This is a genomic window from Bradyrhizobium diversitatis, assembly GCF_016031635.1.
Taxonomy (GTDB): Bacteria; Pseudomonadota; Alphaproteobacteria; order Rhizobiales; family Xanthobacteraceae; genus Bradyrhizobium; species Bradyrhizobium diversitatis.
Genome location: NZ_JACEGD010000005.1, coordinates 106,474 through 130,024, shown reverse-complemented (window position 1 = coordinate 130,024; position 23,551 = coordinate 106,474). Strand labels below are relative to the sequence as shown.

The following is a 23,551-nucleotide window of genomic DNA, read 5'->3' as shown; positions in this document are numbered from 1 at the left end:
CCGAAACCGCGTGAAACCTATCGCCTGGAGCCCCATCCAGGGTGAGGGCGGCGCGCGGGTATCTACCGCAGATTGCGAAGGAGCGTCGCCGTTCACCCCCGTTGTCGTCCTGCGTGGGGCCAAGAGCGTCAAGTCACGACATCGCGACCGGCGCACGCGCGTAGATGCCCGCTTGCCGCGCCGGGCATGTGGGACGACAATCGATCACTTCCAACAATAATCAAACCCGAGGAAACGCCATGCAAAGCAAAGCACAGATCGATGAGATTCTGCGTCAGAAGAGCGAGGCCAAGGAGATTCCCGGCGTCGTCGCAATCGCCGCGAGCGGTAACGACGTGCTGTACCAGGGCGCGTTCGGCAAGCGCGATTTGGCCAAGCCCGATCCGATGACCGATGACAGCGTGTTCTGGATCGCATCGATGACGAAGGCGGTGACCACAGCGGGCGCGATGCAGCTGGTCGAGCAGGGCAAGCTGTCGCTGGATACGCCGATCGGCGATGTCCTGCCCGATCTCGCCAATCCGCAGGTGCTGGAAGGCTTCGATGCCAACGGCCAGGCGAAGCTGCGCCCGGCGAAGGGACCGATCACGCTGCGCCAGCTCATGACCCACACTGCCGGCTTCTGCTACAATATGTGGAACGGCGATCTCGCGGTCTATCTGGACAAGAACGGCATCCCCGCCATCACCACCTGCCAGAATGCGGCACTGAAGACCCCGATCATGAGCGACCCCGGCACGCGCTGGGAATACGGCACCAATATCGATTTCGTCGGCAAGGCCGTGGAAGCCGTCAGCGGCAAGCGGCTCGATGCGTACCTGCGCGACAATTTGTTCGCACCGCTCGGCATGCGCGACACCGCTTTCAAGATCACCGACGACATGCGTAAGCGCCTGGTCGGCATGCATGCGCGCGGCGAGGACGGCCAGCTGGCAGCGATCCCGTTCGAGCTGGAACAGGAGCCGGAATTACACATGGGCGGCGGCGGGCTCTATTCGACGGCGGCCGACTATATCAAGTTCACCCGGATGATCCTCAACAAGGGCCGCGGCAACGGCAACCAGGTGCTGAAGGCCGAGACCGTCGCGACCATGGGTCAGAACCACATCGGCGATCTCGCCATGGGGAAGATGACGACGGCGGCGCCGATGTACACCAACGACGTCGATCTCTATCCGGAGCAGGTGAAGAAGTGGGGCCTCAGCTTCATGATCAACACCGCCAAGACCGCCGAGGGACGCAGCGCAGGCAGCCTCGCCTGGGCGGGCCTCGCCAACACCTATTACTGGATCGACCCGGCGCGCGACGTCACCGGCGTGATCCTGATGCAGCTGCTGCCGTTCGCGGATGCGAAATGCCTGGAGGCGTTCGCAGGATTCGAGCGCGGCGTTTATGCCGGGCTCGATGCGGCCGGAAGCGGGCAGAAGGCGGCGTGAGGGTCTGAATGCTCTCGCCACGTGGCATGGCCGGGCTCGTCCCGGCCATGCCGACCGATGAGGATCAAGCTGCTCATTCCATGACGAAAGGATTTTGACGTGTCAGATAAAGCGGACAGCTACGTTTGCGGCATCTCCGACGCGCCGCTGCTCGGCCACACGATCGGCCGGAGTCTCGACCTGGCCGCGCAGCGCTGGGGCAATCGCGAGGCGCTGGTCTCGCCCAGCCACGGCGTGCGATGGACCTGGTCGGAATTCGCCGAACGGGTTGATGCGCTCGCCGCCGGCTTTCTTGCGCTCGGGCTCGAGCGGGGCCAGCGGATCGGCATCTGGTCGTTGAACCGGCCCGAATGGACGCTGACCCAGTTCGCCGCCGCCAAGGCCGGCCTGATCCTGGTGACGATCAATCCTGCCTATCGCCTGAGCGAGCTGGAATTTGCCCTCCGCAAGGTCGGCTGCGCGGCGATCGTCACCGCGACGGCGTTCAAGACCAGCAATTACATGGAGATGCTCAACACGCTGTTGCCGGAGTTGTCATCCGCCAGGCCCGGACAGCTGCATGCGGCACGGCTGCCGGCCCTCCGCAATGTCATCCAGATCGGCGGCCCGGCCGCACCGGGCACGATTGCCTTCGACGAGGTCGCGCGCATGGGCGGCGACCGGCACCGTCAGCAATTGGCCGCGCTCGGCCAGGAGCTGCAGTTCGACGATCCCGTCAACATCCAGTTCACCAGCGGCACGACCGGATCGCCCAAGGGGGTGACGCTGACCCACCACAACATCCTCAACAACGGCTATTTCACCGGCCGCGCGATGCGCCTCACCGAGCAGGACCGCATCTGCATTCCGGTGCCGCTCTATCATTGCTTCGGCATGGTGATGGGCAACCTCGCCTCCGTCGCGCTCGGCGCCGCGATGGTTTATCCCGGCGAGGGTTTTGACCCGCTCGCGACGCTGCGCACGATCGAGCAGGAGAAATGCACGGCGCTCTACGGCGTGCCGACGATGTTCATCGCCGAACTCGATCACCCCGAATTCGCCGGCTTCGACCTGAAGTCGCTGCGCACCGGCATCATGGCCGGCGCCCCCTGCCCGATCGAGGTGATGAAGCGCGTCAACACCGAGATGAACATGCGCGAGGTCACCATCGCCTACGGCATGACCGAGACCAGTCCGGTCAGCTTCCAGAGCGCGGTGGACGATCCGCTGGAGCGCCGAGTCTCCACGGTCGGACGAATCCATCCGCATGTCGAGGTCAAGGTCGTCGATCTCGAGGGCAAGATCGTCAAGCGCGGCGAGCGGGGCGAGCTGTGTACCCGCGGCTACAGCGTCATGCTGGGCTATTGGGAGGAGAGCGAGAAGACCGCCGACGTGCTCGATGCGAACGGCTGGATGCACACCGGCGACCTCGCCACCATCGACGACGAGGGCTATTGCAACATCGTCGGCCGCATCAAGGACATGGTGATCCGCGGCGGCGAAAACCTCTATCCGCGCGAGATCGAGGAGTTTCTCTATCGTCACCCCAAGATCCAGGACGTGCAGATCTTCGGCGTGGCGGATAGCCGCTATGGTGAGGAGCTCTGCGCCTGGGTCCGCGTCAGATCGGGCGAGACGCTGACGGCCGAGGAGGTCCGCGCCTTCTGCGACGGCCAGATCGCCCACAACAAGATTCCACGCTATGTCGAGTTCGTCGACGAGTTTCCGATGACGGTGACGGGCAAGATCCAGAAATTCGTGATGCGGGATACGGTGGAGCAGCGGCTGGGATTGAAGGCGGCCAAGACGGCGTGAGGGGTTGAGTGTTCTCCCTACACGATGGCTGTCATTCCCCGCGCAGGCGGGGAATCCAGTACGCCGCGGCTTCTCGATCGATCACAGCCTGCTCGGAGTACTGGATCGCCCGGTCTTCGCCGGGCGATGACAGCTGAGGATGGGCGCGACTTCGTCTATGCCGTGAGCCCGCGCTGTTGCGCCAGCTCCTTCAACGACACCTGCGGGCGGGCGCCGATGTGCTGAATCACTTCGGCGGCGGCGAGTGCGCCGAGTTCGCCGCACTGCTTGTAGGCGAGATTGCGTGCCAGGCCGAACAGGAAGCCGGCAGCGAAGAGATCGCCGGCGCCGGTGGTATCGATCACCTTGTCGACCGGGAACGCCGGCGCGGCAACGGCGTCTTCCACCGAGACCACCATGCAGCCCTTCTCGCTGCGGGTGACGACGCCGAGATTGACGTCATTGCGCAGCTGCTTCAGCGCGGTGTCGAAGTCCGAGGTCATGTAGAGCGAATGCAGCTCGGATTCGTTGGCGAAGACGATGTCGACGGTGCCGTTACGCATCAACGAGAGAAACTCGTCGCGATAGCGGTCGACGCAGAAGGAATCCGACAGCGTCAGCGCCACCTTGCGCCTGGCGTCATGGGCGATCTTGGCCGCCTTGACGAAGGCATCCTTGGCGTTCTTGGGGTCCCAGAGATAGCCCTCGAGATAGACGATGCCGGCGCTCGCGATCTCGGCCGGGTCGATATCGGCGGGCGACAGGTCCTGCGCCGCGCCGAGATAGGTGTTCATGGTGCGCTCGCCGTCGCCGGTGACCAGGATGTAGGAGCATCCGGTGGCGGGGCCGTCCTTGGCGGCGGGCGTGTTGAAAGCGACGCCGGCGGCGCGGATGTCATGGACATAGAGCTTGCCGATCTGGTCGTCCTTGACCTTGCCGACATAGGCGGCGCGTGCCCCCAGGCTGCCGATGCCGACGATGGTGTTGGCGGCCGAGCCACCCGAGACTTCCGTGGCCGGACCCATGTCCTTGTAGATGGCGGCCGCGCGCGCCTCGTCGATCAGCGACATGCTGCCCTTGGCCATGCCATGCTTGGCCAGAAAGGCTTCGTCGGTCCTGACCAGTACGTCGAACAGCGCGTTACCGATGCCGAGAACGTCATATTTCACGTCAGCCATTCACCTTGATCCTGTTTGCCGGATTGCGGACCTTACGGAAATCCGCTTCCTGTCGGCCTGAAATCCAAGCTCGCGGCCTATCATGACCGGGCCGGCGCGGGCAAGCAACGGTATGATAAAGGGCCGATGATCCGCTCCTTCCTCACCGTCTCGACGGGAACGCTGGCCTCGCGGCTGCTGGGTTTTGCCCGCGATTCCATGATTGCGGCACTGCTCGGCACCGGCGCCGTGGCGGATGCGTTTCTCGCGGCGTTTCAGCTCGTCAACGTGGTGCGCCGGCTGCTCAGCGAGGGCGCGCTGAACGCGGCGCTGATCCCGGCATGGCTGCGCATCAGGGATCGCGACGGGGCGGCAGCCGCAGCGGCGTTCGCCGGGCGCGTGCTCGGTACGGTCAGCGCGGCCCTGATCGCGATGTCCATCCTGCTCGCATTGCTGATGCCGCTGGTCATCACGGTCGTCGCACCGGGCTTCCTTGGCAGCGGCACGCTCGATCGCGCGGTCGAGAGTGCGCGGCTGATGCTGCCCTACCTCGCCTTTGCCGGCCCGGTCACCGTGCTGATGGGATTGCTCAATGCGCAGGGCCGCTTCGCGCTGACGGCGTTCTCGCCCCTGTTGTTCAACGTCGCGCTGATCGCCGCGATCGCGGTGCTGCTGGTCTGGCGGGCTGACGCCGGTTTCGCTGCGTGGGTGTTGGCGGCCACCGTCGGCATCGCCGGCCTGCTGCAACTCCTGATGCTGCTGTCGCAGCGAAGCGCGCATCTTGCGACGCCGCTACGCGCCAGTTTCGACAAGGAGATGCGCGGCTTCTTCGCCAAGGCGATCCCCGGCATGCTCGCAAGCTCGGGCCCGCAATGGCTGATGGTCGCGGGCGCGATCATCGCCTCCGCGACACCATCGGCGGTGTCCTGGCTGTATTTCGCCAACCGCCTGATCGAGCTGCCGCTCGGCATCGTCGGCGTCGCCATGGGCACGGTGCTGGTGCCGGAGCTGACACGCGCCGTCGCTAGCTCCGATCGCGACGCCGTGGCGCATGCCGAATCGCGCGCGCTGGAGCTTGCAGCCGGGCTGGCGCTGCCGGCGACGCTTGGTCTGATCGTGCTGGCCGAGCCGATCGTGCGGCTGCTGTTCGAGCATGGCGCGTTTGGCGCGCATGACAGTGCGGCGACGGCGCATGCGTTGATGTGGCTGGCGCTGGGCCTGCCGGCGCACGTGCTGATCAAGGCGTTGTCGCCGGCGTTCTATGCCCGCAGCGACACGATGACGCCACTCATGGCCACCGCCAAAGGCTTTGTGGTCGCAGTCGCTCTCGCCGTGCTGCTCGGTCATTTCTTCGGCACCAGCGGGATCGCGGCGAGCATCGCGGCCGGCGCCTGGAGCAGCGCGCTCTCGCTGCTCGGCAAGGGCACCAGCGCGTTCGGCTTCTCGATCGACGCCAGCGCCCGCACGCGATTGCCGCGGATCGTGCTGGCCGCGATCGCCATGGGCGCCCTGCTCTGGCTGACCGCGGGACTGGTGCCGGCCGAGACTCATGGTTTCATCAAATTCTTCGTGCTGGCTTTGCAGATCGCGGCCGGGATCGCCGTCTACGGCCTGCTGCTGCAGATCCTCGGCGCCGCCTCCTGGCGCGAGGCGGTTAACGCACTGAAACGACCCAGCTAAACCCGCGAGCCCAGCGAAAGACCCTTGACGGGGCAGCGCCGCTGTTGGAAACGACGGCCGAATACCTATGGGAAGGCTGACCATGCCATTCGTTGAACGGGTCTTTTCGGGCGTCCAGCCGACGGGCAATCTGCACCTCGGCAATTATCTCGGCGCGATCGTCAACTTCGTGAAGATGCAGGAAACCCACAACTGCATCTATTGCGTCGTCGACATGCACGCGATCACGCAGGGCGTCGACGTCTGGGGCGGCCCGGCCGAGCTCACGCGCAACACCCGCGAGGTGACCGCCGCGTTCATCGCGGCCGGCATCGATCCCAAGAAGCACATCGTGTTCAACCAGAGCCAGGTCTCGGGCCATGCCGAGCTCGCCTGGATCTTCAACTGCGTCGCCCGGATGGGCTGGCTCGGCCGCATGACCCAGTTCAAGGAGAAGGCCGGCAAGGACCGCGAGAACGCGTCCGTTGGCCTGTTCGACTACCCTGTGCTGATGGCCGCCGACATCCTGGTGTACCGCGCCACCCACGTTCCGGTCGGCGAGGACCAGAAGCAGCATCTGGAGCTCTCGCGCGACATCGCGCAGAAGTTCAACAACGACTTCGGCGACTCCATCCGCGCCCAGGGCAACAATGACGGGCTGTTCTTCCCACTGCCGGAACCCTTGATCACCGGCCCGGCGACGCGTGTGATGAGCCTGCGCGACGGCACCAAGAAGATGTCGAAGTCGGACGCCTCCGACAATTCGCGCATCAACCTCACCGACGACGCCGACACCATCGCGCAGAAGATCCGCAAGGCGAAGACCGATCCGGAGCCGCTGCCGACGGAGGAAAAGGGCCTGGAAGCCCGCCCCGAGGCCGACAACCTCGTCGGCATCTTCGCCGCGCTCTCCGGCCGCTCCAAGGCCGAGGTGCTCCGCGAGTTCGGCGGCGGCCAGTTCTCCAGCTTCAAGAACGCGCTGGCGGAGCTCTGCGTCACCAAGCTCGCGCCGATCGCCGGCGAGATGAAGCGCCTCGTCGCCGACCCCGGCCATATCGACGCGATCCTCATCGACGGCTCCGACCGGGCCCGCGCCATCGCCGACGAGACGATGAAGCTCTCCAAGGACATCGTCGGCTTCATCCGCCGGCGCTAAGGCGAGCTTCGCAACACCGGCTGGCGCCACGGCGCCAGCCGCTTCGCCTCTCCCAAACATCGCGGGAGTGTGGCAGCATGGTCCCCATGCACATTCCGGGACATGCATGACCAGCAAGCGACTTTGCTACGAGCCGGGCCACAAGCCCAAATGCCTCGTCATCGTCGATGACACCGCCGAATGGGATCGCGCCGTCTATTACGCCAGCCGCTGGGCGATCCGCGCCGGCGGCGGCGTGGTGATGCTGCGCATCATCGAGCCTGAGCAGCAGAGCCAGGAATGGCTTGGCGTCGCCGACATCATGCGCGCCGAGGCCCAGGAAGCGGCGGAGGCCGCGCTCGACCGCGCCGCCGGCCGCGCCAACGGCATCGCCGCGATCACGCCGGAACGGGTGATCCGCGAAGGCGCCGCGATGGAACAGCTGCTCGCAGTGATCGATGAGGACCCCGACATCGCGATGCTGGTGCTGGCTGCCAGTCCCGGCGCGGAAGGGCCGGGGCCGCTGGTCGGGTTGCTGGCGCACGAGTTGGGCGCATTCCCGGTGCCGGTGACCATCATCTCGGGCGCGCTGAGCGACGAAAGCGTGGATTCGCTGTCGTAGGTCCTCGGTCTCGGAGGCGGCCGTCAGTGGATGGCCGGGTCAGGCCGGGCCACGACGATTGGCGATTTCGGCACCCTAACCTACTGATATGACAACGAAACAGTTCCCTCTCCCCTTGATCGTGCGTTCCCCGTCGCCATCTGCTAGTGGATAGGCACGCGCCGGCCTTGAACCGGCGACGTCTGGAGAAAACCATGTTCATTCAAACCGAAGCCACCCCCAATCCCGCCACGCTGAAGTTCATTCCCGGCCGCGTCGTGGTCGACGGCAGCCCCGTGGAGTTTTCCAGCCGCGAAGCCGCAGGCCGTTCGCCGCTCGCCGAAAAGCTGTTCGACGTGCCCGGCGTCACCGGCGTGTTCTACGGATCGGACTTCATCACCGTGACCAAGGCGAGCGGTGAATGGCAGCAGCTCAAGCCCGCGATCCTGGGTGCCATCATGGAGCACTACATGTCGGGCGCGCCGCTGCTTGCCGACGGCGCAGCGCAGGGCGATGCCGATCTCGACGACGAGGACGAGTTCTTCGACGAGGCCGATGCCGAGACGGTCGACATGATCAAGGATCTGATCGAGACCCGGGTGCGGCCGGCCGTCGCCAACGACGGCGGCGACATCACCTTCCGCGGCTTCAAGGACGGCATCGTCTATCTCAACATGAAGGGCGCCTGCTCCGGCTGCCCGTCATCGACGGCGACGCTCCAGCACGGCATCCAGAACCTGCTCAAGCACTTCGTGCCCGACGTGGTCGAAGTCCGACCGATGTGATTAGAGCGCGAATGGCGAGTAGCGAATGGCGAATGGAACTCCGATCGGCTAGACTGTTCCCCATTCGCCACTCGCCATTTGCTTTTTCATGCTGATCCTCGCCATCGATACTGCGCTCGACGCCTGCGCGGCCGCCGTGCTCGACACCGAAACGGCCGAACTGCGCGCGCAGGAATCACTCCTGATGAAGCGCGGCCACGCCGAAGCCCTGATGCCGATGATCGCGCGGGTGATGCAGTCGGCCAATCTCGCCTTCGCCGCGCTCGACCGCATTGCGGTCACCGTCGGTCCCGGAAGCTTCACGGGCCTGCGCGTCGGCATTTCGGCGGCGCGCGGCCTTGCGCTCGCGGCCGGGCGGCCGGCCGTCGGCCTCACCACCCTGTCGGCCTATGCCGCCACCGTCGTGGGCCAGAGCGGAACGGCGCCCGTACTCTCCGCAGTCGATGCGCGGCACGATCACGTCTATTTCCAGATCGTCGCCGGCGACGGCAGCCAGCTGGTGCGACCTAAGGTCGCCAGCATCGACGAGGCGATCGCGGCCTCGCAATTCGGCGCGCCGCATCTGGTCGGCAACGCCGCAAGGATCCTCGCCGATCGCTGGCCGAAGGATGGACCGCAACCTGTTGCGGTCGACGCGCAGCCCGCGCCCGATATCAGCTGGATCGCCTGGCTCGGTGCGGCGGCCAATCCCGACACCACGCCGGCGCGGCCGTTCTATCTGAAGGCGCCCGATGCAAAGCCGGCGACACAGAAGCCGCTCGCGGCGCAAGCCGCAACCTCATGATGGGATGGCTGTCGAAGTGGTGGCACGGCGGCAGCGCCGTCGTCGAGCCCGCGACCTTGCGCGATGCCGCGCGGCTCGCGCAGCTGCACGGCGCCTCCTTCGCGCACGGCTGGGGCGAAGGCGAATTCGAGAGCATGATCAGCGAGCGCAACACGCTGGTGCATCGCTTGCGTCTCGGCCGCAAGACGATCGGCTTTGCGGTGTCGCGGATCGGCGCAGACGAGGCGGAAATTCTCTCGATTGCGGTGGACGGGGCTTATCGCGGCCGCGGCTTCTCCCGCACGCTGCTGATGACCCATCTCGGCCACCTCGCCGGGCGCGGCGTGCGCACAATATTTCTCGAGGTGGAGGAAAACAACCAGCCGGCACGGCGGCTCTACGACGGGTGCGGATTCGTGGTGGTCGGGCGCCGCGATCGCTACTATAAGCAGCCCAACGGGGAACAATTGAACGCCCTTCTGATGCGACGCGACTTGTCGTAACATCGGTGGCAGAAAGCGCCCGCCAGGCAGACAACGCTATGACCACATTGAAACCTTCCTCTGCATCCAAGGCGTCCGACATCGAGGCGCGCTGTGCCGCCACGGGCATGCGCATGACCGAGCAGCGCCGCGTCATCGCCCGCGTGCTTGCGGAAGCGATCGATCATCCCGACGTCGAGGAACTCTACCGGCGCTGCGTTGCGGTCGACGACAAGATCTCGATCTCGACGGTCTACCGCACCGTGAAACTGTTCGAGGATGCCGGCATCATCGAACGCCACGATTTCCGCGAGGGCCGCGCGCGCTACGAGCAGATGCGCGACAGCCACCACGACCATCTCATCAATCTGCGCGACGGCAAGGTGATCGAGTTCACGTCCGAGGAGATCGAGAAGCTCCAGGCGGAGATCGCCCGCAAGCTCGGCTACCGTCTGGTCGATCACCGACTCGAACTCTATTGCGTCCCGCTCGACGACGACAAGCCGACGAATTGATGAACAAATCTTGCGACGGCCTCTCTTCACCTCTCCCCGTCGTGAGAGGTGGCGCCGCGCGCCCTGCACCAGAGTGCCATAGCCAAGTTACACACTGAATGCCCATCGATCTCATCATCTTCGACTGCGACGGCGTGCTCGTGGACAGCGAGGTGATCTCCTGCCGCGCGCATGCGGACGTGCTGACGCGGCACGGATATCCGATCACGTCGGAGCAGGTGTTCGAGCGCTTCCTCGGCCGCTCGACCCGGCAGGCCAATCTGGAGATCGAGACCGAGCTCGGCCGCAAGCTCCCCGAGGCTTATCACGGCGACTTGCAGGACGAGCTGTTCCGTTCGTTCGAGGCCGACCTGGAAGCGATCCGCGGCATCCACGACGTGCTCGATGTCGTCACGCAAGCCGTCTGCGTGGCCTCGAGCGGCTCGCACCAGCGCATGCGCGTGAGCCTCGGAAGTACCGGGCTCCACGAGCGCCTGGCACCGAACATCTTCTCGGCCTCGCAGGTGAAGAACGGCAAGCCAGCACCGGACCTGTTCTTGCTCGCGGCGAACGAAATGGGCGTGCCACCCGAGCGCTGCGTCGTGATCGAGGACAGCCTGGCCGGCATTGCCGGCGCGCGGGCGGCGGGAATGACCGTGTTCGGCTTTTACGGAGGCAGCCATTGCGGCAACGGCCATGCCGAGACCCTGCGGCAAGCTGGAGCCGACCTGACCTTTGCCGACATGCACCAGCTCCCGGAGTTGCTCCGGCGGGTCGAGGCGAAGGCCCTGGCGGGCTGATTATTGCGATGTCACCGTCATTCCGGGGCACGCGCGACGCGCTTGAACCCGGAATTTCGCGCCAAAACCTCTGGATTCCGGGTTCGCGACTGCGTCGCGCCCCGGAATGACGGGACCAAGGCCCCATTCGCTGGATTTTCGGCCCTCCAGCCTATATCTGAGGGCCGTCCTCCACCTCCATTTTCGGGTTCCATGACGCCGCCGCGCAAGCTGCACATCAAATCATATGGCTGCCAGATGAACGTCTACGATGCCCAGCGCATGGTGGACACGCTGGCTCCGGAAGGATTCGTGGAGACGGCCAGCGCGGAGGATGCCGACCTCGTCATCCTCAACACCTGCCATATCCGCGAGAAGGCCTCGGAAAAGGTCTATTCGGAGCTCGGCCGGCTGCGCGTGGCCAAGGACGAGGCCGCGCGTGGGGGCCGCACGATGCAGATCGCGGTCGCGGGCTGCGTGGCGCAGGCCGAGGGCGAGGAGATCGTGCGCCGTGCGCCCGTCGTCGACGTCGTAGTCGGGCCGCAGAGCTACCATCATCTGCCCGAGCTGCTGAAGCGCGCCGCGGGCGAAGGCCGCGCGATCGAGACCGAGTTTCCCGCGGCCGACAAGTTCGGCTTCCTGGCGCAGCCGAAGCCCGACGCGATCCGCGCCCGCGGCATTTCCGCCTTCGTCACGGTGCAGGAAGGCTGCGACAAGTTCTGCACATTCTGCGTCGTGCCGTACACGCGCGGTGCCGAAGTCTCGCGCCCGGTAACGAAGATCGTCGATGACGTGAAGCGGCTCGCCGACAACGGCGTGCGCGAGCTCACGCTGATCGGGCAGAACGTCAACGCCTATCACGGCGACGGGCCGGACGGAAAAACCTGGCCGCTCGGCCGGCTGCTCGAGCATCTGGCCAAGATTCCCGGCATCGCGCGGCTGCGCTATTCGACCAGCCATCCGCGTGACGTCGACGACAGTCTGATTGCGGCCCATCGCGATCTCGGTGCCCTGATGCCGTTCGTGCACCTGCCGGTGCAATCGGGCTCGGACCGGATTCTGGCCGCCATGAACCGGAAACATACCGCCGATGATTACCTCGGGGTCATCGACCGTTTCCGCGCCGCCCGCCAAGACATTGCTTTTTCATCAGATTTCATCGTCGGCTTCCCGGGCGAAAGCGAGCAAGATTTTCTCGCCACCCTCGCGCTTGTCACGCAAATCGGTTACGCTGCGGCATATTCGTTCAAATACTCCGCCCGGCCGGGAACGCCGGCCGCGGACATGCAGGAGACGGTGTCCCCCGCCGAGATGGACCAGCGATTGGAGCGGCTCCAGGAACTGATCGACAGCCAGCAATCGGCCTTCAACAAGGCTGCGATTGGCTCAACGGTCGATGTGCTGTTCGAGCGTCCGGCGCGCAAGGAGGGCCAGATCGTCGGCCGCACCGCGTACCTCCAGCCCGCCCATGTCATGGCCTCGCCCGACATCATCGGACAAATCCTGCCGGTCCGCATCGACAGCCTCGAACGCTACAGCTTTCTCGGCGAGCTCGTGACGCCGCGTGGCGCGCGCGAGCCCGCTTTATCGCAAGCCACTGGAGCCTGAACCCTTGCCCAAAAGCGCATCGGATTCGTCTTCGTTCGCTCCCAGCCGCAAATTTGACCGCGACATGCAAGTTCCGCCCGAGACCCAGGTCGTCATCGACTTCGACGACAACCGCGCCGCTTCCGCGCTGGTCGGCCCCTACGGCCAGCATCTGGCGCAGATCGAGCGGCGACTCGGCGTCGTCGTCGATTCCAAGGGCAACCACATCACCATCGGCGGCAGCCGCGACGGCTGCGATGCCGCGCGCCGCGTGCTGGAGATGCTCTACGGACAGGCCGTGAAGGGACAGGATCTCGACCAGGGCGAAGTCGAAGGCGCGATCCGCGCCGTGATCGCGCAGGGTTCGCTGTTCGAGTTCGACGCCAAATCGGCCAAATCGACCTTCGACAGCATCAACCTGCGCAAGCGCCCGGTGCGCGCGCGCACCGCCGCACAGGACTCCTACATCCGCGCGCTGAAGCGGCACGAGCTGGTGTTCGGCGTCGGCCCCGCCGGCACCGGCAAGACCTGGCTCGCCGTGGCCCATGCCGCTCAGCTGTTCGAGCGCAAGGAGGTCGATCGCATCATCCTGTCGCGCCCGGCGGTGGAAGCCGGCGAGCGACTCGGCTTCCTGCCCGGCGATCTCCGCGAGAAGGTCGATCCTTATCTGCGGCCGATCTACGATGCGCTCTACGACCTCATGGATGCGCGCATCGTCGAGCGTGCGCTGCAGACCGGCGAGATCGAGATTGCGCCGCTCGCTTTCATGCGCGGCCGCACGCTCACCAACGCCGCCATCATCCTGGACGAAGCCCAGAACACCACGTCGATGCAGATGAAGATGTTCCTGACGCGCCTCGGCGAGAACAGCCGCATGATCGTGACGGGCGATCCCTCGCAGATCGACCTGCCGAACGGCCAGACTTCGGGCCTGGCCGAGGCGACCCGCCTCCTGGGCGGCGTCGAGGGAATTGCCCAGGTTCATTTCAAGGCCGAGGACGTGATCCGCCACGAACTCGTGGCGCGGATCGTCTCCGCCTACGAAGGTTCGCCGCAGCGGCCGGCCACCGGTCAATCCTGACGAGGCAACACCGGACCCCAGAGGCGCGAGCACGGCGCCTTTCGTCCCAGACAACACAATGTCCCATTCCAACCTGCCCATGACCGAGGTCCTCGTCGTCGCCGATTGCTGGCAGCGCGAGCCTGATTCCGAAGCCGTGATCCAGCGCGCCGTGGCGGCCGCCGCCGAGAGCGTCGACGAAGACGTTGCCGACGCGGAAGTGGCTGTGATGCTGACCGATGACGCCGGCATCCGCACCCTCAACAGCAACTGGCGCGGCATCGACAAGCCGACCAACGTGCTGTCGTTTCCCGCGCTCCAGCCGGAGGGCGGGTGGAAGCCGGGCGATGCGCCGCGCATGCTCGGCGACATCGCGATCGCCTACGAGACCATGCGGCGCGAGGCGGACGAGGAACACAAGCCGTTCGAGCACCATTTGAGCCACCTCGCCGTGCACGGCTTCCTGCATCTGATCGGCTACGATCACGAGAACGACGGCGACGCCGAGGAGATGGAAGCGCTGGAGACGCAGATCCTGGCGCATCTCGGCATCCCCGATCCCTATGCCGACCGCGCCGGGGCGCACTGAGATGCCGGATTCCGATCCAGTCCAGGACAACCCGCGCAACACGCGCAATCTGCCCGCCGTCGTGGCCCATGGCGAGGTGATGCGCCCGGCCGCCGAAGGCTGGCTCCTGCGCGCCATCCGGACGCTGTTCGGCTGGAAGGCGGGCTCGGTCCGCCACGACCTCCAGGTCGTGCTCGATGCATCGACGCCCGACGACACCGGCTTCTCCGCGGTCGAGCGCACCATGCTGCGCAACATTCTCGGCCTGCACGAGCGCCGTATCGCCGACGTCATGGTGCATCGCGCCGACATCATCGCAGTGAAGCGCGACATCCCGCTCGGCGAATTGATGGACCGGTTCGAGAGTGCCGGCCATTCCCGCCTCGTGGTCTTCAACGAGACGCTCGACGATCCCGTCGGCATCGTCCATATCCGTGACCTGCTCGCCTTCATGACCGCGCGCGCCCGCGTATCGGAAGCCACCAAGACCAAGCGCAAGAAGCCGCTGCCGGCCGGGCTCGACCTGCGCGCCGTTGATCTCGCGCTGCCGCTTCATGATGCGCATATCATCCGCAAGCTGCTCTACGTGCCGCCGTCGATGCGGGCGATCGACCTGCTCGCACAGATGCAGGCCACGCGCATCCATCTGGCGCTGGTGGTCGACGAATATGGCGGCAGCGACGGCCTGGTCTCGATCGAGGACATCGTCGAGCAGATCGTCGGCGAAATCGACGACGAGCACGACAGCGATGAGCCACCCTCGATCGTGCGCCTGCCCGACAACGCCTTCATCGCCGACGCCCGCGCCAGCCTCGACGACGTCCGGTCTGTGATCGGCGAGGATTTCGTCACCGGCGAAGCCGGCGAGGAGGTGGAGACGCTGGGCGGTTATCTCGTCAGCTTCGTCGGACGCCTGCCGGTGCGCGGCGAGGTGATCTCCGGTCCGGGCACGTACGAGGTCGAGGTGCTCGACGCCGATCCGCGCCGGGTCAAGCGGCTGCGCATCTCGACACGGAAGGAGCGCCCTGCGCCGCGCACCCAGCGCGAGAGCCGGCGCCGCGAAGCCACGCCGGAGAGCGGACAGCCATCGGCCAGCGACACGCCCACGCCGCCACCGAGCGATGGGACCGGCCCGCAGTGAGTCCATCACAGCGACTCCGGCAGATTGCGCTCGCCATCATTCTCACCTGGGGATGGAAGCGCGCCGTCATCGCCATGGCGGCCGGGGCGCTGTCGGTGCTGGCGCTGGCGCCGTTCAACCTCTTCCCGGTGCTGTTCGTCACCTTCCCGGTGCTGGTCTGGCTGATCGACGGCGCCGGCGCCGGCCGCTATGACGGCGTCCCCGCCGCCGCGTTGACCGGCTACTGGTTCGGGCTCGGCTATTTCGTGCCCGGCCTCTATTGGATCGGCTACGCCTTCTTTGTCGACGCCGACGTGTTCGCCTGGCTGACGCCGTTCGCCGTCCTCGGCCTGCCGGCCTATCTGTCGATCTTCACCGCGATGGGCTTTGCGCTGGCACGCCTGCTGTGGACCAAGAACGCCACGCGCGTGCTGGCGCTCGCCGCGAGCCTCACCTTGAGCGAATGGCTGCGCGGTCACGCACTGACAGGCTTTCCCTGGAACGCGTTCGGCTACGCGCTGTCCGAGCCGCTGCCGCTGGCCCAGACGGCGTCGCTGATCGGCCTGTGGGGCATGACGTTCCTGACGGTTGCGATCTTCGCAAGCCCGGCGACGCTGATCGACCGCACGCCCGATCGCCGCCTGCCGTGGCGCGCGCCGGCGGCCGCCGTCGCGCTTCTGGTCATCATGAGCGTCTTCGGCGCAATCCGCCTGTCGCTGCATCCAACCACGATGGTGTCGGGCGCCAAGCTGCGCCTGATGCAGCCGAACCTCCAGCAGGACGCAAAATTCAACTACGCCGCGAAGACGGAGGTGATGAAGAAGTACCTTGCTCTGTCGGACCGCGCCTCCGGCCCGCAATCGACCGGCGTACGCGATGCCACCATCCTGATCTGGCCGGAATCCGCCTTTCCGTTCTTCCTGACCCGCGAAGCCGACGCGATGGCGCAAATCGCCGACCTCCTGCCCAAGGGTACCGTGCTGATCACGGGCTCGGTCCGCGCGCCCGACCTGCCGCGGGGCACGCCGATCACGCGCGCCTATAACTCGATCTACGTGATCGATCACGACGGCAGCGTGCTCGCTGTGTACGACAAGGTGCATTTGGTCCCGTTCGGAGAATTTCTCCCCTACCAGACGTTGATGGAGAAGCTCGGTTTCGAGCAGCTGACGCGTGTGCGTGGCGGCTTCATCGCCGGCAGCGTGCGGCATGTGCTGCCGGTCCCCGGCGTACCACCGGCGCTGCCGCTGATCTGCTACGAAGCCATCTTTCCCGGCGAAGTGGCTGGACGCAACGAACGTCCGGGCTGGATCGTGAACCTCACCAACGACGGCTGGTTCGGCATCTCGACCGGCCCATATCAGCATCTGGAGCAGTCACGGATGCGCGCGATCGAGCTCGGATTGCCGCTGGTCCGCTCCGCCAATACCGGCATCTCCGCAGTGATCGATCCGGTCGGACGCACGGTCGCAAGCCTCGGCCTCGGCATCGAAGGCATTTTGGATGCAAACCTTCCGGCCGCGATCCCGCCGACCGTCTATGCACGGGTGGGTGATGTACCGGCAATCATGCTCGTCGCGCTCGCCGTGATTGTGGCCGTCCGCCGCCGTGTCGCCAAACGACATCCCTGATTGCCTCTCATGGGCGTAGCCGGAAACCTTTGACAACCGTAGTCCCACGGTTGACAGACTGCACGCGGGCTCCCCATTCTGCACCAGCTGCGAAAGACAGAGGTGCGTTGCTAAATTTCTCCGCAATGTTTCCCAATAACAGGGTTTGGTTTTGACGATGCTGCACCCGAGGCATGCTTGATGATTGCGCCGAAGGTGATGTTTGGAGGGCTGAGGAAATGTCGAAAGCGCCCAACCCTGTTGACAAATATGTCGGCAGTCGCGTGCGCATGCGCCGCATCATGTTGGGCATGAGCCAGGAGAAGCTTGGTGAAGCTTTGGGCCTGACTTTCCAGCAGGTCCAGAAATACGAGAAGGGCACCAACCGGGTCGGCGCGAGCCGCATCCAGCAGATCGCCGAGATTCTCCAGGTGCCGGTGTCATTCCTGTTCGAAGGCGGCCCGAGCGGCGTGCCGGGTCCGGATGGCTTCAGCGAAGGCGCCTCGCCCTCTTACGTCTCGGACTTTCTCGCGACCTCCGAAGGGCTCGCCTTGACCAAGGCGTTCACGCGAATCACCGATTCGAAGATGCGCCGCTCCATCGTCGATCTCGTCGAGCAGATTGCGGCCCGCGAAGGCCCCGACAAGCGCTGAAGCGCCGTCTCGATGGCGATTTGAGACTGCGTCAAATCTGGCCTATGTCGTCATTTAGGGCCGCGCTTTGCTGCGCGCCCGCTTCGATGATGCGATTCAAAGGCACAGATGCGCTCATGACCGGCTCCAATTGGTTCGATTCCCAAACCATCCTCGATGGCATCCGCCGCTGGGTGGAAATCGAGACACCGACCGAAGCGCCTGAACAGGTCAACGAGCTGGTGTCTCTGGTCGCGGAGCAATACCGCGACCTGCCTGTCACGCTCGAGCGCGTCGCCGGCGTGGATGGCTGCGGCGATCATCTCGTGGCGCGCACGAATTGGGGCCAGGACCGACCGGGCATCCTGGTGCTGAGCCATCTCGATACCGTTCATCCCATCGGATTCATCAAGCGCCTGCCGTTCAAGGTTGAAGGCGACGTCGCGTTCGGCCCTGGCATCTACGACATGAAGGGCGGTGCCTACATCGCCCATCACGCCTTTCGCGCGCTTTGCGCGACGGCCGATCGCTCGCCGCTCGGCATCACACACCTGTTCACCTCCGACGAGGAGATCGGCAGCCCGACGTCGCGTGCGCTGATCGAGAAGGAAGGGCGCAAGGCCAAATATGTGCTGGTGACCGAGCCGGCGCGCGACGGCGGCAAGATCGTCACCGGACGCAAGGGCGTCGGACGCTTCCGGGTGTTCGTCAAGGGCGTGCCGGCGCATGCCGGCTCCCGGCCGGAAGACGGCCGCAGCGCCGTCCGCGAGCTCGCCAACATCATCCTGGCGCTGGAAGGAATGAACGATCCGACGCGCGGCGTCACCGTCAATGTCGGCGTGGTGCGTGGCGGCACGCGCCCCAACGTCACGCCGGAAGAGGCCTATGCCGAAGTTGATCTGCGCGTGGTTAACCTCAAGGACGCAGACGAGTTCGTCGGCAAGATTCTCGGGCTGACATCGAAGACGGACGGTGTCACCTTCACGGTCACCGGCGAGCTCAATCGTCCGCCTTACGAGAAGAGCAACGCAGGCGCCTCGCTGTACGAGCATGCGAAGACGCTCGCCACGGAGATCGGCTTCGAGCTGATCGACACGCACACAGGCGGCGGCTCGGACGGCAATTTCACCGCCGCCTACACCGCTACGCTCGACGGGCTCGGCGTCGACGGCAAGGGCGCGCACACCCATTATGAGCAGCTCTATGTCTCGTCGCTCGCGCCGCGCGCGCGGCTGCTCCATCGCCTGTATCAGACGCTGCGATGAGCGAACGCAAATCGGGCCCCGATCGCGACGACAGCGACCGCGCCTTCTTCGGGCGCCGCAAAGGCCACAAGCTCAGGCAACACCAGGCCGGGTTGATCGAGCAGCTGCTGCCGCATCTTGCCCTCGACATCGACGGTGAGGCGCCGGCGGATGCCCGCGCGATCTTCGCTCCCGCAGCCGAAGACGTCAGGCTCGAGATCGGCTTCGGCGGCGGCGAGCATCTCGCGGCCGAGGCCCAGAACTTTCCTGCCACGGGCTTCATCGGCTGCGAACCCTACGTCAACGGCATGGCGAAAATTCTCGCGCAGATCGAGGCCGCCAACATCGGCAATATCCGCCTGTTCGCGGGCGATGCCGCCGAGCTGCTGGCCTGGCTTCCGAAGGCTTCGCTGTCGCGGATCGACCTGATCCATCCCGATCCCTGGCCGAAGCGGCGACACTGGAAGCGGCGCTTCGTCCAGGACAGGACGATCGCCGCAATGGCGCGCGTGCTCCGAAGCGGCGGCGAGTTCCGTTTCGTCTGCGACATCGACGATTACTGCGCCTGGACGCTGTCGCATCTTGCGCGCTCGCAGGACTTCGTCTGGCTGGCCGAACGCGCCGACGATTTCCGCCAGCCATGGCCGGGCTACACCATGACACGCTACGGCCGGAAGGCCGCGCGGGAAGGACGCAAGGCGGCGTATTTGCGATTTCGGCGGGTGTGATTTTTGGCGCGATCCACCCGCAGTCGTCATGCCCGGGCTTGTCCCGGGCATCCACGTACTTTCTTTCAGCGGCACGAAGAACGTGGATGGCCGGGACAAGCCCGGCCATGACGACAACGCCTGTTCTTTAAATCGTCCGCCGGTTGCGCCAGAAATTCACGACGCGTTCGGCGGTCGTCGGCATCAGGCGCGTGAAGTTCACGCGCGCGGCCTCGAGGTCGGCATCGGCAGGCGTGCGTTGCGGACCGTACCAGAGCAGGATGAGCGCACGCACCGTGGGCCAGCCGAGATTGAGCACGCGGCCCAGGATCAGAAGCGGATCGTAGCGGTCGCCCGCGATCAGGCGGTCGAGGGTCGAGAGGCGAATGCCGGACATCGCCGAGAGCGAGGCGATCGATTCCTCGTATTTGTGCGCCTTGGCGAAGCCGAGCAGCGCGCTTTCGCCGAGATGGCCCTCTCGATGCAAGGCGAGCACCGTGCGCTGCGCGCCCGAAAAATCGCGGCGCGGCCCCGGCGGGCGCGCGGCCTCCTCGATCGCCGCCATCGCGTGCTTGATCTCGGCCTTGCGCGCGGGATTGACCACGCTGGAGAGGCGGCGGCGAATGACGTCGAGCGTCCCGTCAAGCAGCTGTTTCAGGTGCTCGCCGGAGAGGTCGTTGCGCTGGCCGATCTTGAGCGTCAGCACGCCGTCCTGGGCCGCGCGCCTGATCATCTCGGAATAGCTGCCTGGTGAGAACACCGCGCCGGCATTGCCTGCGGCGCGGCGCACCACGTCGCGATCGCCGCGCTCGACCAGCACGTCGGTGACGACGGGAGACAAGGCTGGGCGCTCCGTCATCGCCAGGAGATGGCCCTGGCCTTTGAGGCGCGCGATCTCGGCAAGAGCCGCGTCGTCAAGCACGGGCGAGCGGCGCAGCACGGGACCGGCCACCATGATCTCGTTTTCGCGCGCGAGCTGATTGACCAGATGCGGCGGCGCGTTGTTCAGGTGCGAGAAGCGCTCGGCCAGATCGACCCGCGAGGACAGCTCGGCGTGCGGGACGAGATCGATCAGGAGATTGTCGAAGAGATCGATCAACTCGGGGCGGAGCTTCTCCGCATCCTGGAAGAACAACTGGGCGATGGCCCGCGCGATCTCGCCGCGTCGCCGCGGATCGCCGCGTTTGACGATATCGTCCAATCCAGGAATGAGCGACGTGGCAACGGTCATGGAAACGCAACTCGAACGGGGCACGCCGCGGGTGCGCCCTTGGTTCAAGCCGCCCCACGATCGCGGAAGTTAGGCCTGCTTGATGAAAGAAGCGTTGCGCAGGGTGCGCCGATCGGCGCAAAAAGGCCCCGTTCCCGCCGCGATGGGCCTTGTCCGGGAGGGCGGAAAGCGCTATATCACCGCCAATTCATCTTCTCATACGATCCGCGTAGTGAGAGTGGGGCCGCAAGGACCCGCTCTTTTTTATTACCTGAACGCGGCTTGGCGGAAGATGCGGCCCGACGCTGTCGGGAAAGTTCCGAAGCGGGCTTTGAAGTCGTAACCAAGCCTTAACCAACGAGCGCCCTGACCCTGGACATGACCGAGCCGAACCCTGGTTCCACGGATGCCGAATTGCTGGCCGAGCCGCGGCTCGTGGTCGAGCCGGGCGTCGCGGCACGGGTGTCCGCGGTGGCTGCTCCCGTGCTCCAGGGCATGGGCTATCGCCTGGTCCGGATCCGCATTTCCGGCGAAGCCGGCTGCACCGTGCAGATCATGGCCGAGCGGCCGGACGGCTCGATGCAGATCGAGGATTGCGAGGCGATCTCGCGGGCCCTGTCGCCCGTGCTCGACGTCGCCGATCCCATCGACCGCGCCTATCGCCTCGAGATCTCCTCGCCGGGGATCGACCGCCCGCTGGTGCGCCGCTCCGATTTCGAGCGCTATTCCGGGCATCTGGTGAAGATCGAGATGGCGGTCGCGCATGAGGGGCGGAAGCGCTTCCGCGGCACGCTCGGTGCCGTCGAAGGCGATCGCGTGCATCTGCATCGCGACGACGTCAAGGCAGGTGACGAAGTCGACGTTCTCCTGACCATGGAGGATATCAGCGATGCCCGGCTGGTGCTGACCGACGAGCTGATCGCCGAATCCATGCGCCGCGGCAAGGCCGAGGCGCGCGAGATGCGCCGCAATCTCGGTCTCGAGCCGCCGCAGGCGCCGCACGCGAAGATCAGCGAGAAAATCACCAAAAACACCAGGCCGAAGAAGAAGCCGGCCCCGACCAATACGAAGAAACATCGCCTGGCCGCCGAACGCGCGCGGCGGGGCGAGATCGAGCCTGACCAAGGAGACTAGCCATGGCAGTCAGCGCCAACCGACTTGAATTGCTTCAGATCGCGGACGCCGTTGCACGCGAGAAATCGATCGACCGCGGCATCGTCATCGCGGCGATGGAGGACGCCATCGCCAAGGCGGCGCGGGCCCGTTACGGCAGCGAAACCGACGTTCATGCCGAGATCGACCCGAAGAAGGGCGAGTTGCGGCTGTCGCGCCACATGCTGGTGGTCGACAAGGTCGAAAACCATTCCAACCAGATCTCGCTGGTCGACGCGCAGCGCGCCAATCCTGGCGCCCAGGTCGGCGACACCATCGCGGACACCCTGCCGCCGCTGGAATATGGCCGCATCGCTGCGCAATCGGCCAAGCAGGTGATCGTGCAGAAGGTGCGCGAGGCCGAGCGCGACCGGCAATACCAGGAATTCAAGGACCGTATCGGCGACATCGTCAACGGCGTCGTCAAACGCGTCGAATATGGCAGCGTGATCGTCGATCTCGGCCGTGGCGAGGCCATCATCCGCCGCGACGAGATGCTGCCGCGCGAAGTGTTCCGCAACGGCGACCGCGTCCGCGCCTACATCTTCGACGTCCGCCGCGAGACGAGAGGCCCGCAGATCTTCCTCTCCCGCACTCATCCGCAGTTCATGGCGAAACTGTTCGCGCAGGAAGTGCCTGAGATCTACGACGGCATCGTCGAGATCAAGGCGGTGGCCCGCGATCCCGGCTCGCGCGCGAAAATCGGCGTGATTTCCCGCGATTCCTCGGTCGATCCGGTCGGCGCCTGCGTCGGCATGCGCGGCTCGCGCGTGCAGGCCGTGGTGAACGAACTGCAGGGCGAGAAGATCGACATCATCCCCTGGTCGCCCGATATCGCGACCTTCGTGGTCAACGCGCTGGCGCCGGCCGAAGTCTCCAAGGTCGTCATCGACGAGGACCGCGAGCGCATCGAGGTCGTGGTGCCCGACACCAACAACCAGCTCTCGCTGGCGATCGGCCGCCGCGGCCAGAACGTGCGTCTGGCCTCGCAGCTCACCGGCTGGGACATCGACATCCTGACCGAGCAGGAGGAATCGGAGCGCCGCCAGGCCGACTTCGAGAACTCCACCCGCGTCTTCATGGAATCGCTCAATGTCGACGAAGTGGTCGGCCAGCTGCTGGCGTCCGAAGGCTTCACCTCGGTCGAGGAACTCGCGATGGTGGACGTCAAGGAACTCGCCGGCATCGAAGGCTTTGACGAGGAGACCGCGCAAGAGCTCCAGAACCGCGCCCGCGAATATCTGGAGCAGCAGGAAGCCGAACTCGAGGCCAGGCGCAAGGAACTCGGTGTCGAGGACGCGCTCAAGGACGTGCCCGGCGTGACCTCGAAGATGCTGGTGAAGTTCGGCGAGAACGACATCAAGTCGGTCGACGACCTCGCCGGCTGCGCCACCGACGATCTGGTCGGCTGGACCGAGCGCAAGGAAGGCAGCGAGCCGACCAAGCACGCCGGTGCGCTCGACGGCGTCGATATTTCCCGTGACGATGCCGAAGCGATGATCATGCAGGCCCGCGTCAAGGCCGGCTGGATCACCGAAGCCGATCTCGCCAAGCCTGCCGAAGAGGCTGCGGCGACCGAAGACCAGCCGGCGTAAGG

Annotated in this window: 22 protein-coding genes; 20 read left to right on the top strand and 2 right to left on the bottom strand. The window is 65.6% G+C overall.

Annotated features, from left to right (window positions below; translation table 11 throughout):
• Window positions 1-239 precede the first annotated feature (239 nt).
• Entirely contained in the window at window positions 240-1,436 is a 1,197-nt protein-coding gene (locus tag H1B27_RS06035) for a serine hydrolase domain-containing protein (protein WP_197965345.1), read from the top strand.
• A 99-nt stretch (window positions 1,437-1,535) separates the two neighbouring features.
• Complete coding sequence (locus tag H1B27_RS06030) at window positions 1,536-3,230, top strand: AMP-binding protein (protein ID WP_197965344.1); 1,695 nt, start codon at window positions 1,536-1,538, stop codon at window positions 3,228-3,230.
• A 155-nt stretch (window positions 3,231-3,385) separates the two neighbouring features.
• Here H1B27_RS06030 and H1B27_RS06025 read toward each other — a convergent pair whose 3' ends face one another.
• Complete coding sequence (locus H1B27_RS06025) at window positions 3,386-4,387, bottom strand: adenosine kinase (RefSeq protein WP_197965343.1); 1,002 nt, start codon at window positions 4,385-4,387, stop codon at window positions 3,386-3,388.
• Window positions 4,388-4,513: 126 nt separating this feature from the next.
• On the opposite strand from H1B27_RS06025, the gene murJ reads away from it, so the two are divergent.
• The 16 genes from murJ to trmB all read left to right on the top strand — a co-directional run bounded on the left by murJ (window position 4,514) and on the right by trmB (window position 19,613).
• Window positions 4,514-6,046 (top strand): murein biosynthesis integral membrane protein MurJ, encoded by a 1,533-nt coding sequence (gene murJ / locus H1B27_RS06020; RefSeq protein WP_197965342.1) that lies wholly within the window; start codon window positions 4,514-4,516, stop codon window positions 6,044-6,046.
• A gap of 82 nt (window positions 6,047-6,128) precedes the next feature.
• Complete coding sequence (trpS, locus tag H1B27_RS06015) at window positions 6,129-7,181, top strand: tryptophan--tRNA ligase (protein WP_061880264.1); 1,053 nt, start codon at window positions 6,129-6,131, stop codon at window positions 7,179-7,181.
• A 106-nt stretch (window positions 7,182-7,287) separates the two neighbouring features.
• Complete coding sequence (locus H1B27_RS06010) at window positions 7,288-7,782, top strand: universal stress protein (RefSeq protein WP_061879904.1); 495 nt, start codon at window positions 7,288-7,290, stop codon at window positions 7,780-7,782.
• 194 nt (window positions 7,783-7,976) lie between these two features.
• A complete protein-coding gene (locus H1B27_RS06005; RefSeq protein ID WP_194390548.1) occupies window positions 7,977-8,546 on the top strand; it encodes a NifU family protein in 570 nt (189 codons plus the stop codon).
• Between the two features lie 88 nt (window positions 8,547-8,634).
• A complete protein-coding gene (tsaB, locus tag H1B27_RS06000; RefSeq protein ID WP_197965341.1) occupies window positions 8,635-9,330 on the top strand; it encodes a tRNA (adenosine(37)-N6)-threonylcarbamoyltransferase complex dimerization subunit type 1 TsaB in 696 nt (231 codons plus the stop codon).
• Complete coding sequence (gene rimI / locus H1B27_RS05995) at window positions 9,327-9,812, top strand: ribosomal protein S18-alanine N-acetyltransferase (protein WP_131870425.1); 486 nt, start codon at window positions 9,327-9,329, stop codon at window positions 9,810-9,812. Before tsaB ends, rimI begins: the two co-directional genes overlap by 4 nt.
• A 38-nt stretch (window positions 9,813-9,850) precedes the next feature.
• Window positions 9,851-10,306 carry a Fur family transcriptional regulator gene (locus H1B27_RS05990; RefSeq protein WP_061879908.1) on the top strand — a complete coding sequence of 152 codons (456 nt, stop codon included), beginning with the start codon at window positions 9,851-9,853 and terminating at the stop codon, window positions 10,304-10,306.
• 98 nt (window positions 10,307-10,404) lie between these two features.
• Window positions 10,405-11,085, top strand: a complete 681-nt coding sequence (locus tag H1B27_RS05985; RefSeq protein ID WP_197965340.1) for an HAD family hydrolase — start codon at window positions 10,405-10,407, stop codon at window positions 11,083-11,085.
• Window positions 11,086-11,277: 192 nt separating this feature from the next.
• Window positions 11,278-12,672, top strand: coding sequence for a tRNA (N6-isopentenyl adenosine(37)-C2)-methylthiotransferase MiaB (gene miaB / locus H1B27_RS05980; protein WP_197965339.1), 1,395 nt, complete (start codon window positions 11,278-11,280; stop codon window positions 12,670-12,672).
• 64 nt (window positions 12,673-12,736) lie between these two features.
• Window positions 12,737-13,732: a PhoH family protein gene (locus H1B27_RS05975; protein WP_197965338.1), complete on the top strand. Its 996-nt coding sequence runs from the start codon at window positions 12,737-12,739 to the stop codon at window positions 13,730-13,732.
• Window positions 13,733-13,790: 58 nt separating this feature from the next.
• The gene (gene ybeY, locus H1B27_RS05970) at window positions 13,791-14,300 is read left to right on the top strand and encodes an rRNA maturation RNase YbeY (protein WP_061879911.1); all 510 of its coding nucleotides are present in this window, start codon (window positions 13,791-13,793) and stop codon (window positions 14,298-14,300) included.
• A gap of 1 nt (window position 14,301) precedes the next feature.
• Window positions 14,302-15,420, top strand: coding sequence for a hemolysin family protein (locus tag H1B27_RS05965; protein ID WP_061880266.1), 1,119 nt, complete (start codon window positions 14,302-14,304; stop codon window positions 15,418-15,420).
• Entirely contained in the window at window positions 15,417-17,030 is a 1,614-nt protein-coding gene (gene lnt / locus H1B27_RS05960; RefSeq protein WP_197965337.1) for an apolipoprotein N-acyltransferase, read from the top strand. Before H1B27_RS05965 ends, lnt begins: the two co-directional genes overlap by 4 nt.
• Window positions 17,031-17,248: 218 nt before the next feature.
• A complete protein-coding gene (locus tag H1B27_RS05955) occupies window positions 17,249-17,662 on the top strand; it encodes a helix-turn-helix domain-containing protein (protein ID WP_007603895.1) in 414 nt (137 codons plus the stop codon).
• Window positions 17,663-17,748: 86 nt separating this feature from the next.
• Window positions 17,749-18,906 (top strand): M20 family metallopeptidase, encoded by a 1,158-nt coding sequence (locus H1B27_RS05950; RefSeq protein WP_197965336.1) that lies wholly within the window; start codon window positions 17,749-17,751, stop codon window positions 18,904-18,906.
• Window positions 18,903-19,613: a tRNA (guanosine(46)-N7)-methyltransferase TrmB gene (gene trmB, locus H1B27_RS05945; protein WP_197965335.1), complete on the top strand. Its 711-nt coding sequence runs from the start codon at window positions 18,903-18,905 to the stop codon at window positions 19,611-19,613. The genes H1B27_RS05950 and trmB overlap by 4 nt, the downstream gene beginning before the upstream one ends.
• Window positions 19,614-19,740: 127 nt before the next feature.
• Here the strand turns inward: trmB and H1B27_RS05940 are convergent, their stop codons facing one another.
• Window positions 19,741-20,823, bottom strand: coding sequence for a DUF2336 domain-containing protein (locus H1B27_RS05940; RefSeq protein ID WP_197965334.1), 1,083 nt, complete (start codon window positions 20,821-20,823; stop codon window positions 19,741-19,743).
• 357 nt (window positions 20,824-21,180) lie between these two features.
• On the opposite strand from H1B27_RS05940, the gene rimP reads away from it, so the two are divergent.
• Together rimP and nusA are read left to right on the top strand one after the other, a co-directional pair.
• The gene (rimP, locus tag H1B27_RS05935; protein ID WP_197965333.1) at window positions 21,181-21,936 is read left to right on the top strand and encodes a ribosome maturation factor RimP; all 756 of its coding nucleotides are present in this window, start codon (window positions 21,181-21,183) and stop codon (window positions 21,934-21,936) included.
• 2 nt (window positions 21,937-21,938) lie between these two features.
• Entirely contained in the window at window positions 21,939-23,549 is a 1,611-nt protein-coding gene (gene nusA / locus H1B27_RS05930; protein WP_061879917.1) for a transcription termination factor NusA, read from the top strand.
• Window positions 23,550-23,551: the final 2 nt, after the last annotated feature.